Genomic DNA, 16,468 nt, shown 5'->3' with positions numbered 1-16,468 from the left:
TCAGGTGTTCCGAGTGAGTTGTACCCTCGCGGCTTTGTGCGGTCGGGGCGGGCTTGGTACCGGTGGCGCCCAAACGGGTCACTCGGCGGGATCGTCGTCGCGGAAGAGCCGCCTCGGCGTCGGTGGTTTCCGGTAGTCGTCTCGCCAACTCGGCCGGCGTGACGCCGCCTCGGCCGGATCCTCCCCCCACGGGGTATCGGGGCGCTGCGGTTCGGCCCAGGGAGGTGGGCCGGCGTCCGATGGCCCGTCGTCGCGGGGCCGTCCACCCTGCGGCGGTCCCTGCTCCCAGGGCAGGGCTCTGGACTGCCGCCACGGCAGGCTCGGCTCGGGCGCGGGATCCCAACCGGGAGGTGAGGCCTGAGAGCCGGGCTGTCCGGAGGGGGCCGGGCCGTTGTCCCAGCTCATGTCGTTGTCCGGCCGCGGCGGACTGTGCCAGCCACCGTCCTCCCACGCCGGGGGCGCGGGGATGCTGTCACGCGCGTATGCCGCAGTCGGCTGGTCGACGTAGGCCGGTTGCTGGTCCTGTTGGCCCGGGGACCCGTCCTGGTAGCGCGACGGGTCCTGAAAGGGCGAAGCGTCCTGGTAGCGCGATGGGTCCTGATAGGGCGAAGCGTCCTGGTATCCGGGGGAGTCGCTCTGGAACGGCGGCGGGTCCGCGTACGCCGGCGGCGTGTCCTGGTAACCCGGTGGCGGGTCGTTGTAGGCCGGTGACTGTCCGCCGTAGGGCGTCGGCGGGTCCGCGTAGGCCGGCGGTTGGTCCTGGTAGCCCGGGACCGGGGGCGAATCGGCGTAGGCGGGTTGGTCGCGGAAGCCGCCCGGCGGGTCGGAGTACGCGGGTGCGTTGTCGCCATGGGCCGGGGGTTCGCCGTAGGGAGGGCGATCGCCGTAGGCGGGGGGTTCGCTGTACGCCGGCACGTCGCGGTAGCCGGGAGGCTGGTCGTGGCGACCGGCGGGTTGGTCGGCGTATGCCGGTGGCGCGTCCTGGAAGCCGGGCGGCGGGTCGTTGTACGCCGGCGGCTGGTCGGAGTAGTCCGCGTACGCCGGCATGTCGCGAAAGCCGGGAGGCTGATCCGGATAGTCCTGCAGATCGTTGCCCTGCTGCCCTCCCGCGGACCAGGACGGGTCCGGCTCGGGACCGGCAACAGCGCCGGCAACGGCGCCAGCCCCCGCCTGGTCCGGCGGCCAGGGTGCCGCGGCCGGCGGACCGTCACCGTGATCGCCCCAGCGGCCGGGTCTGTCGTCAGGCGCCTCCCATGACGGGACCGGCTCCCGGTCGTCGTCGCGCCACGGCGGGCCGTCAGCCTCGTCGCGCCACGCGGGTGCGCGGTCGTCGTCGGGCCAGCGCCCGGGCACGCCGTCGTCCTCAGCCGCCCACGGTGCCTCCCGCGGGTCGTCGGCGTAGCGGAGCCGGTCCGCTCGAGCGACGTCGTCGAATTCGTCGAGGTCGTGGCTCACCGGGGCCTGGCGATCCCGCACGCCACCCGGGGCGACGGGCCGCCGCCGCGCACGCGGGAAAGCCACGATGCCGGCCAGGAGCGCGGCCCCGAGCACAAGTGCGGGGATCCACCACGGGATCCCTCCCAGCAAACCCTTCACACCGGACCCACTACCCGCCTCGGTGCCTTCGCCCGCACCTTCGTCGCCAGCATTTTCGCCGGCGGGGTCCTTGGTCGCCGTGGCGCTCGGCTTCGGGGGCGGCGGCGCCGTCGACGACACCGTGTAGACGGCCGATCCCGCGCCTTCGCTGCCGGCGAAGAACTGCTTTCCGTCGGGGCTGACCGCGATCGACTCGCCCTGCTTCTGCCGCGGGAGCCCGACCGTGCGGGTGACCTTGCCGCTGGGGAGTTCGATCACGTACGCCTTGTCGTACGTACGAAGGACCGCACCGGAGCCGTCCGGCAGAAAGGCACCGTCGGTCACCACCGGTGGCGCGTCGCCGACCTTGGTGAGGGTGCCGGTCTCGCCGGGGACGGGTTCTTCCGGCGCGGCGTAGATGCCGCCGCCGTCGGGTGACTTGGTGACGACGTAGATCTGTCCGGTCTCTGGATGGACGAGGATGGCCTCGGCGTCATGCGGACCGTCTTCGTAGGCGAAGGGGTACCTGCTCCACTGTTCGCTCGTGTCACCGAGCTCCTCCGGTTCGCGGAAGCGGTAGAGCGTGATGGTCTCCCGCGCGCTGTCGTTGTCGCCGATGTCCCCCACCCAGATGCGTCCCTCCGGCCCGGTGGAGATCGCCTCCCAGTCCTCGGGTGTCACCTCGCCGAGGGAGACCGTGGCGACGACGGCGCCGGAGCCGTCGAGGCCGAAGACCATCGCTTCGCCGCCGGAGTCGTTCATCGTGTAGAAGAGGTCGGGGTGCTTCGTACCGACCGTGAGGCCGCTCGACTCCGTGATCCGCTCATCGCCGATGGTGAACGCTTCCTTCGGTGCCGGCGGATCCTCGGCGAGTGCCGGAGTGCCGAGGAGTACCGACGCTCCGACCAGCCCCGCCACGAGGGCGGCAGCTGCCGTTGGACGATGTTGACGCTGGCCTGTCAGCTTCGAGATCACGACCGCAGCACCTCCGCGGGGTCGGGCTCCAGGGACCGCGCAAGCGCGGGTGACACCCCCCACGCGGAGCCGATGCGCCGGTGGTCGCTGACCATCTCGGCGGAGGCGTCCGCGCCGGTAGCGAACCCGCGGAGCAGGTTGCGCGGCATGTGCTCCGAATCGACGAACTCCATCACATCGACCCCGCAACCCACAAGCCGTGGCTTCGCTACGTGAAGACCCTCGGTGAGCACATCGGTCAGCTTCTCACGAAGAATGCGCTTTCGGGCGGGAGGGGACAGGCCGGAGGCGGCGACCGTCCCAGCATGCGGGTCCCGCGAAGCGGGATCTCCCGTCCTCGGGCGTCTCCTGCCGGCGTGGGATCGGCCGACGTTCCGGCTGCTGGCGGTCCACCGACAGCGCTGTCGGTGGCCCCCCGACCGCTACCGGGGGGCCACCGAGTGGGGATCGCCGCGTCCCGTGCATCTGGACGCCCAGCCGGTCGTCGCCCGGCTGGACCGCCGTCTAACCCGGTGGCAGGCGTACGACCGCGTCGATGTCGTCCGGCGCGACCGTGTCGAGAGCGAGGCGGTTGGTCCGCCGCTCCCCACAGACCACGCAGCGATGCACCAGCGCCCAGCCCTTGCCGCGTGGTCTGGTCAGCCCGACCGGCTCCATCGGGCCACCGCACCGACTGGCCCGGTCGCCCGGGTGGACGTCGACATGACACGACCACAGGCAGTACGGGCAGTGGTTGCGGAAGCTTCCGTTGGTGCAGGCGAGTACCGGAGCGGCGCAGAACAGGCAGGTGAACGCGGAGTTTCTGGACGCGCGCTGATTCGGCGTACCTGCCTCCTCGAGTCCGTCCCGCGAATGGCGGGGAGTGGATGACTCGAGGGCGCAGGGTTCCGTTCGTTCTCACCCTGGCGGCGGTGCGCGCCAGGGCTCCCGGGCTGGACCGGTCAGGGACCTGTTCACCGCCTCGCGCTTCCGCGAGTGGCGATTACTTCCGGTTCCGGCGTCACCGTCGGCCGTTCTGGTCGACGGATCAGGACCACGACCTGGTTTGCCCCGCGGCGGACCGGGTGCTCGGGTGTCGCACCTGGCGGCTGGCCGCGGGGATTGTCCCGGCCACTGTCAGCCAGGCGAGTTCCAGTTTCGAGTGCCCAACTGCCACCGGTCGGTGTGGGTCCGGTCGCACCGGCGTCGGCGTCGTCCCCTGTCAGGCGAGTACGACGAGCGCGCGGACGTGCGAGTTTGTCATCAGGCGGATCACCCCCTTCGGTGCTTCCGTGGAGTTGCTCCCTCTGCCGGAACCGTAGAGGTCGGGTTCCGTCGAGCGCGTCCGGTTTTCGCCGTGGGACGGGCCCGTGGAGGAGGGCGGGCGGGAGATTACGCTGAGGTCCGTTCGACGGGGCTCCGCCGCACAGAAAGCTGGACGATGACCGCTCTGACCCGGGTCATGGACGCTGTTCTCGCGGTTGGCTTCGCAGGACTACTGTGGGTGCTCGCAAGCTTCCCGATCGTGACGCTCGGCCCGGCGACGGCGGGTGTCTGCAGCGTCATGAACGAATGGGACGAACACGGCCCGCCCCCGGTCTGGTCGACGTACTGGGGAGGATTCCGGCGGCACCTCCGGCAGAGCCTGTGGCTGGGTTTCCTCGCGACGGTGGTCGGCACGTTCCTGTCGATCGACCTGCTCTACGGCCTGCGCGCCGAGGACGCACCCTTGCGCGCCGTGGTGCTGGGTGCGGCGGTGCTCGGCATCCTGGCGCTTGGCGGCACGTTGGTCTTCGCGTTCCCCGTGATGGTCCGCTACCCCGCACCGTGGCGCCGGGTCGTCCGCAACAGTGCGCTGTTCGCGGCCGCGTACCCCCTCTCGACTCTCCTCTGCATCGGTTCCGTCGCGCTCGGCGCTCTGGCCGTGACGGTCGTACCCGCTCTGCTGCCGGTCGTGGCGGGAGTCTGCGGATGGCTCGTCACCCGGCTTGCCCGGCGGGTCTTCGACCGGTTCCTCGCCCGGCAGCAGGCTCGCGCCGAAGCAGTGGCTCCGGGACAACACGCTGGTACCCACGCACCTAGCGGTGAGGGGTGAAGGGACGCATCCCGCAGTCATCCGATGATGTGTCGGTGACCGACACGCGGAGGCCCTCGCTCGCCGGACTGGTTCCCGCCCACCCGCGCGAGGTCGCCTTCGGTATCGCCGCCGCGTTCGGCATGGGTGTCATCCTCGCCTGCCAGTCCCGGATCAACGGCGAGCTCGGGCAGCGGTTGGACGACGGCGTACTCGCCGCGTTGTGGTCGTTCGGCTCCGGCTGGGTCGTCCTGCTGATCCTGATGGCCCTGCTCCCGGGGGTCCGGCGCGGCGTGCGTCAGCTCCTGTCGACCGTCCGGCTACCGAGCCTCCGCGGCGACTCGGCGCTCGACCGCGACGCCGGTACTGCTTCGCGCCCCGCGTACCGGCTCCGGTGGTGGCAGTGCCTCGGCGGCGTCTGCGGTGCGTACCTCGTCGTCGTCCAGTCGACGACGGTCGGGCTCGTCGGTGTCGCGGTCTTCACGGTGGCCGTCGTGGCCGGGCAGGCCGCGACCAGCCTCGTCGTCGACCGGCTCGGCCTGGGTCCTGCGGGTCGTACTCTGGTGACCCGCAACCGGGTCCTCGGTGCTTCTCTCGCCCTGGGCGCTGTCGCCCTCGCGGTGTCGGACGAGGTGCGGACGCCCGCCCTGCTCCTCCTCGCCGTCGCGCCCGCGCTCGCCGGCGTCGGCACCGCCTGGCAGCAGGCCGTCAACGGCCGCGTCAGTGCAACCGCCACGGTCGACGGGAACGGCGTGACCGGCGCACTCGTCGCCGCCTTGATCAACTTCACGGTGGGTACGGCGGCACTGGGGATCGCGGCCGGGGTCGACATCATCCTGCGCGGGCTTCCGTCCGAATGGCCGGCCGCACCGCAGCTCTACCTCGGCGGACTGTGCGGGGTCGCGTTCATCACCGGGGCCGCCTTCATCGTGCGCTTCACGGGGGTGCTGCTCCTCGGCCTCGGAGCGGTCGCCGGGCAGTTGGTTGGCGCGCTCGTCCTCGACGGTCTGATTCCCGCAGGCGACGCACACCTCACCACCGTCACCCTCATCGGCACGTTGCTCACCCTCGTCGCCGTGATGATCGCCGCCCTACCGACCCGCTCCGCCCGCCCATGACGTGGGAGGGCGCTGTCGGCGCGCCTTCCACCACGTACGATCCGAAGGGATCATGGCCTTGCCGCAGCGGTGGCAGGCCTCCTGCCGGGCATGGATGGAACTGACGAGCGGTCACCGGGAGGTCGGGGCTCGTGAGTGACGGGGATCGGTGACGCTGGTGAAACGCCTCCTGGTCGCCGCGTTGAACGGCGGACGCAACGCCTACGTCGGGGTTCCGCAGGCGCCTGACGAGCTGGCGGCCGACGCCGCGAGCGTGGTCGCGGCCGGCGCGACCGAGGTGCACATCCACCCGCGCCGATCCAGCGGGTGCGAGTCGCTCGATCCGGACGACGTCGCCGCCGCGGTGGAGGCCGTCACGGCCGCGGTGCCGGGGATACCGGTGAGCGTCACGACGGGCGCCTGGATCGAGGCCGATCCCCGCCGCCGGTTGGCGCTGGTCTCCCACTGGCGGGTCTTTCCTACGTACGCCTCGGTCAATGCCCACGAGGACGGCGCCCTCGAGGTCGCGCAGCTGCTGAGGGAACGCGGGGTCGGCGTGGAGGTCGGCCTGATGACACCCACCGCCGCCGAGCTTTTCATCCGGAGTCCCCTGGCCAAGCTCGCGACCAGGGTGCTGATCGAGCCGGTCGACCGGCCGACCGACCTCGCGGTGGACGACGCGGGGAAGATCCTGCGGCTGCTGGACCGGTACAGCGTCGACCTGCCTCGAATCCTGCACGGCGACGGCGTGAACACGTGGCCGGTACTCCGCCGGGCCCGTCAGCTCGGACTCGGGATGCGGATCGGGTTCGAGGACACCCTCGACCTCCCCGACGGCTCGGCCGCTCCCCACAACGTGGCCCTGCTCCAGGCTGCGCTCGCCGTCCGCTGACCATCGATCTTCATGGCCCCGTCACGCCTCGTGCCGTCACGTCTCGTGCCGGCAGGCATCGTCACGCCCGGCAGGCACCGTCGCGCCCGGCAGGCATGGTCAGCTGGCGGCCCTGGTGTCGTGGGGAGCGGCGGCGGTCTGCGTACCGTCCGCGACGTTCTGGCACAGGTCGGCGAGGGAGAGGCCGACCGCCTCGGCGAGCGCGACGACGGTGAAGAACGCGGGTGTGGGGACGCGGCCACGTTCGATCTTGCGGACGGTCTCGACCGACACACCGGCCAGCGCGGCGACCTCGACCATGCTCCGCTGGCCCCGGGCGGCGCGCAGTGCGGTGCCGAGGGCCAGGCCGCGCTGGCGGTCGATCGGCCCCAATGGTGGTCGTACCATGCCCGTGATACTAATACCGGTATAACTATTGGAGGAAGTGTCCGCGGGTGGGGCCAGTCGGGAGATCCGGTGCCCCGCCGCGACACGAGTACGTACGAAACAGCGATGCCAAGGAGCACGACGACTGTGGTCGAGATCAAGACCGCGACCGAGATCGCGACGATGCGCGAGGCCGGCAGAGTGGTGGCTCGCGCCCTCGCCGCCTGCCGCGAGGCCGCGCAGGTGGGCACCTCCCTGCTCGAGCTCGATGAGGTGGCTCGCACTGTCCTCGAGGAGGCCGGTGCCCGGTCGTCATTCCTCAACTACCGGCCGCGGTTCGCGCCGACGCCGTTCCCTGGGGTGATCTGTGCGTCGGTCAACGATGTCGTGGTCCACGGCATCCCCGACAACTACCGCCTCCGCGACGGCGACCTGCTCAGCGTGGACTTTGGCGCCGAACTCGACGGCTTCCACGGCGATGCGGCGATCAGCCTCATCGTCGGCACCGGCACGTCCGCCGACGAGACACTGATCGCGAGCGCCCAGGAAGCCCTCGCCGCCGGCATCGCGGCCGCCCTCCCGGGCAACCGGCTCGGCGACATCGGCCATGCGATCGGCACGATCGGCCGCAGAGCGGGCTACGGGATGCCGCGCGACTTCGGGGGACACGGCATCGGCCGTCGCATGCACGAGGACCCGTCCGTGCCGAACGACGGAAAACCCGGACGTGGCTTCCGGCTCAACCCGGGGCTCGTGCTCGCGCTGGAGCCGATGTTCATGGCCGGGGGTCAGGACGAGTACCGGATCGGCCCCGACGGGTGGGCCCTGTCCACCATCGACGGTAGCCAGGCCGCACATGTCGAACACAGTGTCGCCATCACCGAGGACGGGCCGCTGGTGCTCACCGAGCTTTGACCCCGGTGGCCCACCTCAGCTGACGTCCACGTCGACCGTGTGCCAACCGGTCGCGCCGTCGGGCGCGGGCGGGGCGACCTGTGCGGTCTGCGTCTCGCCGGCCGCGTCCGTCGCGCGGACCTGCAGCCGATGCCGGCCAGGCGCGGCGTCCCAGGTCCAGGTCCACTGTCGCCAGGAGTCGTTCGTCGGCTCGCCCGCCAGCCGCGCCCGCTCCCAGCGGCCCTCGTCGACCCGGACCTCGACCTTCGAGATCCCGCGGTGCTGTGCCCACGCCACACCGGCGACGACGACGTCGCCCGCCTGGGCCGTGGCGCCAGGACGTGGCACGTCGATCCGTGAGGCCGTCTTGATCGGGGCCTGCGCGGACCAGCCACGGTCGGTCCAGTACGCACGGAACTCGTCGAACCGGGTCACCTCGATGTCGACGACCCACTTCGTCGCCGACACGAAGCCGTAGAGGCCGGGCACCACCATACGTACCGGGAAGCCATGCTCGAACGGCAGCGCGGCGCCATTCATCGCGAACGCCAGCAGCGAGTCGCGGCCGTCGGTGAGTGCCTCCAGCGGTGTGCCGCAGGTCCAGCCGTCCTCCGAGGTCGACTTCACCGCGTCCGCGCGTGGACTGACGCCCACTTCGGCGAGGATGTCGGCCAGCGGTACGCCGGTCCACATGGCGTTGCCCGCCAGGTCGCCCCCCACCTCGTTGCTGACACAGGTCAGGGTGACGTACCTGTGCACGATCCGGCGCCGCAGAAGGTCGCGGAAGGTGAGGTCGAGCGGGCTGTCGACCATGCCGTGGATGCGCAGCCGCCAGTTCGCCGGCTCGATGACGGGAACGCTCAGGGCGGTGTCGATCCGGTAGAAGGTGTCGTTGGCCGTCTGCCACGGCGTGAGGCCGCTCACTCGCAGGTCGGCACCGGCTGGTGTCGTCGCTGGCGGGATCTTCGGCAGCGGCAGGGCCGTCCGCGCGTCCTCGGCAGCCACCCGGTTGCTGGCGACGCCGCCGACCCCGCGTCCGATGGCCGTGGCGGCCACTGATCCCAGGACGACGAGACCGCCGGTACGCAACAGATCGCGCCGAGCCTGGCGTGCGTACTCGGGTGTCCTCCCGCTTGCCGACGTCGTGACGGTGCCCTCAGCGGGTGCGCCCGTCGGAGGCGCTGTGGAGTCTGGCGGGGGTGAGGCTGCGCTGTCTGGTGGTGGGGCGGTGGTCGCCGGGGCGAAGCGGTTGGCTGTCCGGGCGTACACCTTCAACAACCAGCCCAGGACGGCGACCGCGACCAGTCCGGCGACGACGGACGGGATCAGGGTCGCTGGTGAGAACCCCGGCCGCGTCGCACTGGCCAGGATGCCCAGCAGTGCAAGGGCGCCGAGCAGCGCGACTCCCTTTGCCCGCGAGCGCGTGGCGAGGATCCCTGCCCAGGCGGCCAGACCGGCGAGTACGGCGACGATGCCGGCGATCAGGACCGGCTTGTCCGCCGTGCCGAGAAGTTCGATGCCGAACTCCCGGACCGGCGTGGGGATCACGTCGATGAACGTCGCACCGACGGCGACCACAGGTGTGTCGGGGATGCCGAGGGCGCCGGAGACCAACTCGGCGGCTGCGAGTCCGGCCATCGCCGCGAGGACGCCCGCGAGCGCGCCACGGGAGCGAGGTGTCGGCGTCTGCACGTCTGCATCATCGCTCGCGCGTCACAAGAAGCGGTACGCCTGGACGCCAGTCGTCACAGATCCGTCATGACCACGCGGCCGTTCTGTCCCTTTGCGGCCGGTGGGGTAGGTCAAGCGATGCTGGGAGCGTGAGGGTCTCAGCGGTTGCTCAACGCCGCGATGACGACGATCACGATCAGCAGAACCAGCACCCCCGGAATGATGAGCCGCCGGTATTTGGGATGCACGCGAAGGAGGCTACTCCGCGGCCCCAGCGGGCCGTCCGAGTGGCCATGCCCGCAGGGATTCGTACCGCGGTCGCTCTCCCGCGCCGACCTCGGGGTGGGAACGGACGAGATCGATCCGGGTGGCCAGCCAGGGCGGACCCGCATAGGTCGACCACCATCGCACCTGGTCGCCGACGTCGATGGGCTCACGCAGCCTCGCCAGCGTGACGTGCGGGCGGAACCTGCCCTCCGCGACGTCGATGCCGGCGCGCCGCGCGGCCGCCGAGACCGACCCGGCGAGCTGTCGCAGGCGTTCGACGTCACCGTTGATGCCAGCCCACAGCACCCGTGCCTTTCGCACCGAGCCGAACGCGCCGCCCCCCTCGACCGCGAGGCGCATCGGTTCGTACCGAGCCGACGCGCGGGCGAGCCGACGCTCCAACTCCGGTAGGACGCCGGCATCGACCTCCCCCAGGAACGCGAGGGTCAGATGCCACTGGGCGCGGATCGTCCATCGCAGTCTCGTGTCCGCACCTGCCAGGGCACGGGCATGGTCCATGGCGACGCCGAGATCGTCGAGGACGGGCTCGGGCAGGACCACGGCGACGAACAGTCTCATGCCGACACTGCCTACGGGGTGGCCAGGGCGAGCCGCCTCCGCGAGGCCGCCACCGCCCCCTGATCCCCGGCGAGCGTGAGCACCTCGTCCACGCCATCGGTGGCGAGCACGGGGTCGGCCGGTGTGGCGACGTCATGAGCCGACTCCGCGTTGTACTCCACCTTGTGCGGGTAGCCGTCGGTCAGGTGGTTTACGACGTCTTCGACCGTCCAGGCCGGGCACGACGGAACCGGCGCGGCAAGTCCCTTGTCCGCCACGTCGAGGAGTCGTGTGGCGTCGGCTTCGAGTGCCGCGAGATAGCGGGCTGGTTGCATGTCGACACCTTCTCACCAGGCGTCGACACGTCGCCTGGTTTCGGGTCGTGGTCCCGGGTGCTGCCGTCCAGTCGCATCCGACCCTCGGCTGCAGCCGGTGGCCGGTGCGGGACCGGCCGGGGAGCCGACCGGACGACTGTGTCCCGGTCGGTCCCTTCGCGAGTCGGCGGGAGAGAGACCGACCAGGTGGTCGCCCCGGCATCTGCTGCCCGGACCTGCGCGGGGATCTCCGGCGTCGTGACGTCCGGTGTGGGAACGTCTGGCGCTGAGACGTCCGGTGTGGGAACGTCTGGCGCTGAGACGTCCGGGACCCCGGTCTCCGTTGACGCGGTCTCCGTTGACGCATCGGCGGCGTCCGGCGTAGGGATGCGTACCGGCTCACTCGCCGACGGTCGCGCGGCAGTCACCACCTCGATGTACGGGCGGGGCCGCAGGTGCGGCCGGAGCTTCATCCGCTGCCAGCGGAGTACGACGTAGCCGGCGAGCAGTGTGCCGAGCAGGCTCGCGACCCCGCCACCGATCAGCGTCCACCGGGCACCCAGGACCTCACCGAGCCATCCGAGGACGGGTGACCCGAGCGGCTTGCTGCCGATGAAGACCATGCCGTAGAGCGCGAGCACCCGGCCCCGCATCTCCGGCGCCACGGTCAGCTGCATCATCGCGTTGGTCGCGGTGATCAGGGTGAGTTGGACGAAGCCGAGCAGGGGCATGGACACCGCGAAACTGATGTACGTCGGAAGCAGGCCGGCGATGATCTCCATCGCCCCGAAGATCACCGCCGAGTAGATGACGAGCCGCATCCGCGGGCTTCCCCGCCGGGCAGCGCCCAGGGCTCCGATGACGGCGCCGATGGCCATCGCCGAGCCGAGGATGCCGTACTCGCCCGCACCCTTGCCGAAGGTCTCGGTCGCCATCAGGGCACTGGTCAGCTGGAAGTTGAGCCCGAAGCAGCCGACGAAGAAGACGACCGCGAGGACGAGAACGAGGTCCGGACGGTTTCGTACGTACCGCAGGCCGTCGACCAGCATCCCCGGCTTCCGGGGTACCGGTGTGGGACTGTGCAACTCGCCCGCCCGCATCTTGGCCAATGCGAAGATCGTCGCGCCGTAGCTGAGCGCGTTGAGCAGGATGACCCAGCCGGTACCGACGAACATGATCAGCAGACCGGCCATCGCCGGGCCGATGACCCGGGCGGCGTTGAACGATGCCGAGTTGAGCCCGACAGCGTTGGGCAGGTCGTCCTTGCCGACCATCTCGACCACGAACGCCTGGCGGGCCGGATGGTCGATCGCCCCCGCGACGCCGAAGAGGAACGACAGCAGGTAGACGTGCCAGACCTCGACGACGCCGGTGAGATCGAGGACGGCGAGTGCGGCAGCGGCGAGCGCCATGCCGAGCTGGGTGCACTGGAGCACCTTGCGTTTGGCGAACCGGTCGGCGATCAGTCCACCGAACGGGGCGAGGAGAAGGAACGGAAGGAACTGCAACCCGGTCGTGATGCCCAGGGCGACACCGCTGCCCGCGGTCAGCTGCAGGACGAGCCAGTCCTGAGCGACACGCTGCAGCCAAGTGCCGACGTTGGCGACGAGTGACCCTGCTGCGAAGTAGCGATAGTTGCGGTTCCGTAGTGAGCGGAACATCGCTCTCACGACGCAGCCAGCCTCTCCAAGATCGGCGCCGCCGAGCGCAGGATCTCTTTTTCTTCAGGGGGCAGTTCGTGTAACCGGCGGGCGAGCCACGCGTCGCGGCGTTTGCGGTCTTCGGCGAGGATGCGGCGTCCTTCGTCGGCCAGGCGTACGAGCACTTGACGGCGATCGGTGGGGTGCGGCTCGCGCACCACCAGTCCCAGCTCCTCGAGTGAGGTCACAGTGCGTGTCGTCGACGGGGGACGCACCTTCTCGAATCCGGCGATCTCGCCAATCGTCAACACACCATGACGATTCAGCGTCGCCATGACACCGAGCTGGTTGGCCGAGAGCTGGTGATCTGCCGCCCGCTGGTTGCGGAGGCGACGGGACAGCCGCATCACGGATATTCGGAGCGCACTTGCGAGGCCCGCCTCAGATCGGACGGGCATGGTTGATGACGGCATACCGTTAGCGTACCTCATTACCCTTGCTAACGACCAACGAACGTCATCTCCTCGCGCCTCCCCGTGATCATGATCGTGATCATGAAAGCTTGGCGTACGCATAGCCCCGTTTCGCTTCATGGTCCGGTTTGGCTTCACGAATTTCAGGGTCGGAGGCCGCCGACATGGTGGAACTGAGCGGGTCGTGGCACGGTCAGGCCCCGCGCAGTCGCCACTCGCCAGTAGCCTCCAGCCGCGCTCCCCTTGCCGCCCGCCGCGTCGCCCTTGCGGCACGGCGCACCGCACTTGCTGCCCGTCGCCCTTGCCGCACGGCGCGTCGTCGTGGCCACCCGCCGCTCTCGGCGCCCGCCGTCGTTGCCGTACCCCGTCCTCTCCGCGCGGACATCGCTGCGGGGTTGCGGGATCGTGGCGTCGCCGCACGGTCCAACCTCGAACCACGTTCGCCCCGCGTTGGCACTGCCCCGCGTTGGCACTGCCCCGCGTTGGCACTGTCGCGCGTTGGCACTGTCGCGCGTTGGCACTGTCGCGCGTTGGCACTGTCGCGCGTTGGCACTGTCGCGCGTTGGCACTGGACTGCCCCGCGCTGGGACTGCCCCGCGCTGTTGGCGTTGCCGCACGGTGATACTCCGCACGGTGTCATTGGCGCACGGACCAGCTTCATGATCACCAGATGGCGAGATCATCCAGCCAGAGATCATGAAGGGAAACCGGATCATGAAGCGAAACGGGGCTAGGCGTACGCCAAGCTTTCGTGATCACGATCATGATCACAGAGTGCGGCGCAGGCACGATCGGGGCTCGGAGGGCCTCGGCTCGGTCGACGGGTCGCCGTTCGTGCGGTGGACGATCCGGTGATCAGCGCTCGGTCAGGAAAGGCCGAGGAGCTGGCGGATCGGGTCGATCGCGAAGTACACCACGAACAACGCTGCCACGATCCACAGCAACGGATGGATGTCGCGGGCCTTCCCGCGCGCCGCGCGGAGGATGACGTACGTCACGAACCCGGCGCCGATTCCGACACTGATCGAATAGGTGAACGGCATCAACACGATGGTGAGGAATGCCGGAATGGCGATGTCCAACTGGTTCCAGGAGATCTCGGTGACCCGCACCATCATCAGGAACCCGACGACCACCAGCGCCGGCGTCGCCGCTTCGTAGGGGATGACCTCGACAAGAGGCGCGAGCACCGTGGCCAGCAGGAAGCACACGCCCGTGACGATGCTCGCGAGTCCGGTGCGGGCACCTTCGCCGACGCCGGCGGCGGATTCGATGTACGACGTGTTGGACGACACACCGGCCGCACCGCCCGCCGCGGCGGCGATGGAGTCGACGGCGAGAATGCGCTGGCTCTGTGGCGGCGTGCCCTTGGCGTCCAGGAGCCCCGCCTCGGCGCCGATGGCCGTCATCGTGCCCATCGTGTCGAAGAAGTCGGCAAGCATCAGCGTGAAGACGAGCAGGAGTGCGGCGACGATCCCCACCCGCTCGAACGAACCCAGCAGGCTGAACGAACCCAGCAACGAGAAGTCCGGCACCTGGAACCAGGTCTCCGGCAGGCGCGGGACGTTCAGGCCCCAGCCCGTCGGGTTGGTCTCGTAACCCGGCCCGGCCGGACCGACCTTGGCGATTGCCTCGATCACGATGGCGAGGATGGTGGCGCCGATGATGCCGAAGAGGATCGCGCCCCTGACCTTCCGCATGACGAGCACCATGGTCGCGATCAGCCCGACGACGAAGACGAGCACCGGCCAGCCGTCGAGGAATCCGTCCACTCCGAACTGCACCGGCACCGGTGGGTTGGCGGTTCGGCGTACGAACCCGGCGTCGACGAAGCCGATCAGGGCGATGAAGAGACCGATGCCGACGCTGATGGCGGTCTTGAGCTCCCGGGGTACGGCGTTGAAGACGGCCTTGCGGAACCCGGTGAGGACGAGGACCAGGATGATCAGGCCCTCCAGGACGATGAGACCCATCGCGTCGGCCCAGGTCATCTGGCTCGCGATCCCGAACGCCACGAACGCGTTCAGGCCCAGCCCGGTGGCCAGCGCGAGTGGGTAGTTGGCCACGGCGCCCATGAGGATCGTGACGACGCCGGCGACCAGGGCGGTCGCCGCCGCGACCATCGCGATGTTCGGCTGGTCGCCACCGCCGAGGAACTGCCCGTCGGCGTCCTGCGCGGTGCCGATGATCAGGGGGTTGAGGGCGATGATGTACGCCATCGCGAAGAACGTCACGATCCCGCCGCGCACCTCGCGGCCCACCGTCGAACCGCGCGCGGAGATCTTGAAGTAGCCGTCGAGCATCCGGGTGCTGCGCCCCCGGGCCACGGTCCGCGTGTCCGAACCGACCATCGCGGGTTCCTTCCTCGAGTCTCGATGGGCGCCGGGGCCGCGCCATGCCCGGGCTGCGGGACTGCCCGCAGCGCCGGCCGTGCGCCCGGCGTGTCGGATCATGCCACGGATGACGGACAGGTTCACCGTCGCAACGTTTCTGGCGAACAGGACGAGCGCGAGAGCGGCGATGTCCTCCGGCAGGAGGACCGATGCCGGCAATGTGCGCGTTACGCTCGGAACCGTGAACCGGGACGTGGATCGCCAGGAACGGATGATCCGGAACGCCCGGCATCACCGCTCTCTGTTGGAGCAGGCCGACATCGAGCCGGTCGATGTCGACGGCGTCCGCGCGGTCATCGTGGGGACGGTTGCCTGGGCGGTGGGTCTGCTCGCCCTCCTGCCCTTCACCGACCGGCTACGGGAGGCGGGCGCCGACTGGTGGCTCTGGACCTGCCTCACCGGCGTGATCCTCGGTCTACTCGGCGTCGGCTACTGCGTCTACCGCAGGGCAAGGCTGCGGCGAGCCGGTGCCAACGGTCAGCCGCGGTCGAGATCGAGGTCGGTGTCGTCGTAGGTCAGCGTGTCGAGCACGTGCTCCGGACCTTCAGCCGGTGTCAGCGCGGCAGCAGCGGCCGGCGACACCGCCTCGGAGTGGGCGCCACACCCGTGGTCGAAGGCGACGACCTCGCCGTCGCTCGGTGAGAACTCGTTGGCGCAGACGCCGAACGCCTTGCCGAGCGGACCAGCGAGGCGTACGAGGAAGCCGCACGTCGCACACTGGGCGGGTGCGGCCTGCGCGATCGGGTTGCTCGGCCCGGGCGCACCTTCGTACCACCGTTCGGCCGCGTCGTCGCGACCCTCGAGGGAGAGGACACGGATCCGGCCCAACCCCAGCTCGTCGCTGATCCTCCGCAGTGCCTCTGCCTCCGGCGTCTCGTCGGCGCCGGTGTAGCCAGGGGCGAGGCGTGGGTCGTCGGGCGCAGTCGGGAGCAGGTCACCGGGTCCGAGGTCGCCGGCTTCGATCCGTTCGGTCCAGGGCACCCAGGCGGGAGCCAGCACCGCGTCGGGCCCGGGAAGCAGGACAACCTCGTCGACGGTGACGGTCCGGCTGCGGGGTGCCCGCGTCACGGTCACCGCCCAGCGCCAGCCGATGTAGCCGGGGTTGCCGCATGCGAAGTAATGGGTGACGACCCGCTCGTCGTCGGCATCACAGCCGAGGTAGGCGCCGAGTGTCTCGGTGTCCGCCACTTCCGCTGCAGCTGCGCGCGCCTCGTCCACGGCTGCCGCACAGACGGCATCGGTGCGCGTCGGTCGGCTGGTGCGCCGCGTGGTTGCCCTCACAAGTGCCGATTCTCCCACG

Annotated in this window: 15 protein-coding genes and 1 pseudogene; 5 read left to right on the top strand and 11 right to left on the bottom strand. The window is 70.3% G+C overall.

Translation table 11 applies throughout. The annotated features are described in order from the left end of the window. Positions 1-78: 78 nt before the first annotated feature. From ABNF93_RS20115 to ABNF93_RS20105, 3 genes and pseudogenes are all read right to left on the bottom strand, one after another. Positions 79-2,550, bottom strand: a complete 2,472-nt coding sequence (locus ABNF93_RS20115) for a YncE family protein (protein ID WP_349329644.1) — start codon at positions 2,548-2,550, stop codon at positions 79-81. Next, a complete protein-coding gene (locus tag ABNF93_RS20110; protein ID WP_349329643.1) occupies positions 2,547-2,723 on the bottom strand; it encodes a hypothetical protein in 177 nt (58 codons plus the stop codon). Before ABNF93_RS20110 ends, ABNF93_RS20115 begins: the two co-directional genes overlap by 4 nt. Positions 2,724-3,054: 331 nt before the next feature. Next, positions 3,055-3,336: pseudogene (locus ABNF93_RS20105) on the bottom strand (RNHCP domain-containing protein); the annotation flags it as partial. Between the two features lie 634 nt (positions 3,337-3,970). Here ABNF93_RS20105 and ABNF93_RS20100 point away from each other — a divergent pair. From ABNF93_RS20100 to ABNF93_RS20090, 3 genes are all read left to right on the top strand, one after another. Next, positions 3,971-4,624 (top strand): YesL family protein, encoded by a 654-nt coding sequence (locus ABNF93_RS20100; RefSeq protein WP_349329642.1) that lies wholly within the window; start codon positions 3,971-3,973, stop codon positions 4,622-4,624. 35 nt (positions 4,625-4,659) lie between these two features. Further along, positions 4,660-5,721, top strand: coding sequence for a DMT family transporter (locus ABNF93_RS20095; protein WP_349329641.1), 1,062 nt, complete (start codon positions 4,660-4,662; stop codon positions 5,719-5,721). A gap of 157 nt (positions 5,722-5,878) precedes the next feature. After that, a complete protein-coding gene (locus tag ABNF93_RS20090; RefSeq protein WP_349329640.1) occupies positions 5,879-6,592 on the top strand; it encodes a 3-keto-5-aminohexanoate cleavage protein in 714 nt (237 codons plus the stop codon). Positions 6,593-6,691: 99 nt separating this feature from the next. Here the strand turns inward: ABNF93_RS20090 and ABNF93_RS20085 are convergent, their stop codons facing one another. After that, complete coding sequence (locus tag ABNF93_RS20085; protein ID WP_349329639.1) at positions 6,692-6,979, bottom strand: helix-turn-helix domain-containing protein; 288 nt, start codon at positions 6,977-6,979, stop codon at positions 6,692-6,694. A gap of 105 nt (positions 6,980-7,084) precedes the next feature. On the opposite strand from ABNF93_RS20085, the gene map reads away from it, so the two are divergent. Beyond that, on the top strand, positions 7,085-7,873 hold the full coding sequence (gene map, locus ABNF93_RS20080) for a type I methionyl aminopeptidase (protein WP_349329638.1): 789 nt from the start codon (positions 7,085-7,087) through the stop codon (positions 7,871-7,873). Positions 7,874-7,888: 15 nt separating this feature from the next. On the opposite strand, the gene ABNF93_RS20075 is transcribed toward map, so the two are convergent. The 6 genes from ABNF93_RS20075 to ABNF93_RS20050 form a co-directional block, all read right to left on the bottom strand. Next, the gene (locus ABNF93_RS20075) at positions 7,889-9,544 is read right to left on the bottom strand and encodes a molybdopterin-dependent oxidoreductase (protein WP_349329637.1); all 1,656 of its coding nucleotides are present in this window, start codon (positions 9,542-9,544) and stop codon (positions 7,889-7,891) included. A 237-nt stretch (positions 9,545-9,781) separates the two neighbouring features. Next, a complete protein-coding gene (thpR, locus tag ABNF93_RS20070) occupies positions 9,782-10,369 on the bottom strand; it encodes an RNA 2',3'-cyclic phosphodiesterase (protein WP_349329636.1) in 588 nt (195 codons plus the stop codon). An 11-nt stretch (positions 10,370-10,380) separates the two neighbouring features. Then, positions 10,381-10,626 carry a maleylpyruvate isomerase N-terminal domain-containing protein gene (locus ABNF93_RS20065; protein ID WP_349329634.1) on the bottom strand — a complete coding sequence of 82 codons (246 nt, stop codon included), beginning with the start codon at positions 10,624-10,626 and terminating at the stop codon, positions 10,381-10,383. After that, on the bottom strand, positions 10,560-12,323 hold the full coding sequence (locus tag ABNF93_RS20060) for an MFS transporter (protein WP_349329740.1): 1,764 nt from the start codon (positions 12,321-12,323) through the stop codon (positions 10,560-10,562). Before ABNF93_RS20060 ends, ABNF93_RS20065 begins: the two co-directional genes overlap by 67 nt. 5 nt (positions 12,324-12,328) lie before the next feature. Then, complete coding sequence (locus ABNF93_RS20055; RefSeq protein WP_349329633.1) at positions 12,329-12,709, bottom strand: MarR family winged helix-turn-helix transcriptional regulator; 381 nt, start codon at positions 12,707-12,709, stop codon at positions 12,329-12,331. A 932-nt stretch (positions 12,710-13,641) separates the two neighbouring features. Beyond that, positions 13,642-15,126, bottom strand: coding sequence for an NCS2 family permease (locus ABNF93_RS20050; RefSeq protein WP_349329632.1), 1,485 nt, complete (start codon positions 15,124-15,126; stop codon positions 13,642-13,644). Positions 15,127-15,349: 223 nt separating this feature from the next. On the opposite strand from ABNF93_RS20050, the gene ABNF93_RS20045 reads away from it, so the two are divergent. Continuing rightward, a complete protein-coding gene (locus ABNF93_RS20045; RefSeq protein WP_502877596.1) occupies positions 15,350-15,682 on the top strand; it encodes a DUF2530 domain-containing protein in 333 nt (110 codons plus the stop codon). Here ABNF93_RS20045 and ABNF93_RS20040 read toward each other — a convergent pair. Then, entirely contained in the window at positions 15,646-16,449 is an 804-nt protein-coding gene (locus tag ABNF93_RS20040) for a DUF3027 domain-containing protein (protein WP_349329631.1), read from the bottom strand. The genes ABNF93_RS20045 and ABNF93_RS20040 overlap by 37 nt on opposite strands. Between the last annotated feature and the right edge of the window lie 19 nt (positions 16,450-16,468).

The sequence above is a fragment of the Actinopolymorpha sp. B9G3 genome (assembly GCF_040120725.1).
In the GTDB taxonomy this organism is placed as follows: domain Bacteria; phylum Actinomycetota; class Actinomycetes; order Propionibacteriales; family Actinopolymorphaceae; genus Thermasporomyces.
The sequence above is the reverse complement of the archived record's forward strand: the minus strand, read 5'-3'. Positions and strand labels throughout refer to the sequence as shown.

Excerpts from the sequence above, each read along its gene's own strand:
- ABNF93_RS20110 (WP_349329643.1), bottom strand. The coding sequence starts at position 2,723 with ATGGAGTTCGTCGATTCGGAGCACATGCCGCGCAACCTGCTCCGCGGG.
- ABNF93_RS20100 (WP_349329642.1), top strand. The coding sequence starts at position 3,971 with ATGACCGCTCTGACCCGGGTCATGGACGCTGTTCTCGCGGTTGGCTTC.
- ABNF93_RS20085 (WP_349329639.1), bottom strand. The coding sequence starts at position 6,979 with ATGGTACGACCACCATTGGGGCCGATCGACCGCCAGCGCGGCCTGGCC.
- map (WP_349329638.1), top strand. The coding sequence starts at position 7,085 with ATGCCAAGGAGCACGACGACTGTGGTCGAGATCAAGACCGCGACCGAG.
- thpR (WP_349329636.1), bottom strand. The coding sequence starts at position 10,369 with ATGAGACTGTTCGTCGCCGTGGTCCTGCCCGAGCCCGTCCTCGACGAT.
- ABNF93_RS20060 (WP_349329740.1), bottom strand. The coding sequence starts at position 12,323 with ATGTTCCGCTCACTACGGAACCGCAACTATCGCTACTTCGCAGCAGGG.
- ABNF93_RS20055 (WP_349329633.1), bottom strand. The coding sequence starts at position 12,709 with ATGCGGCTGTCCCGTCGCCTCCGCAACCAGCGGGCGGCAGATCACCAG.
- ABNF93_RS20050 (WP_349329632.1), bottom strand. The coding sequence starts at position 15,126 with ATGGTCGGTTCGGACACGCGGACCGTGGCCCGGGGGCGCAGCACCCGG.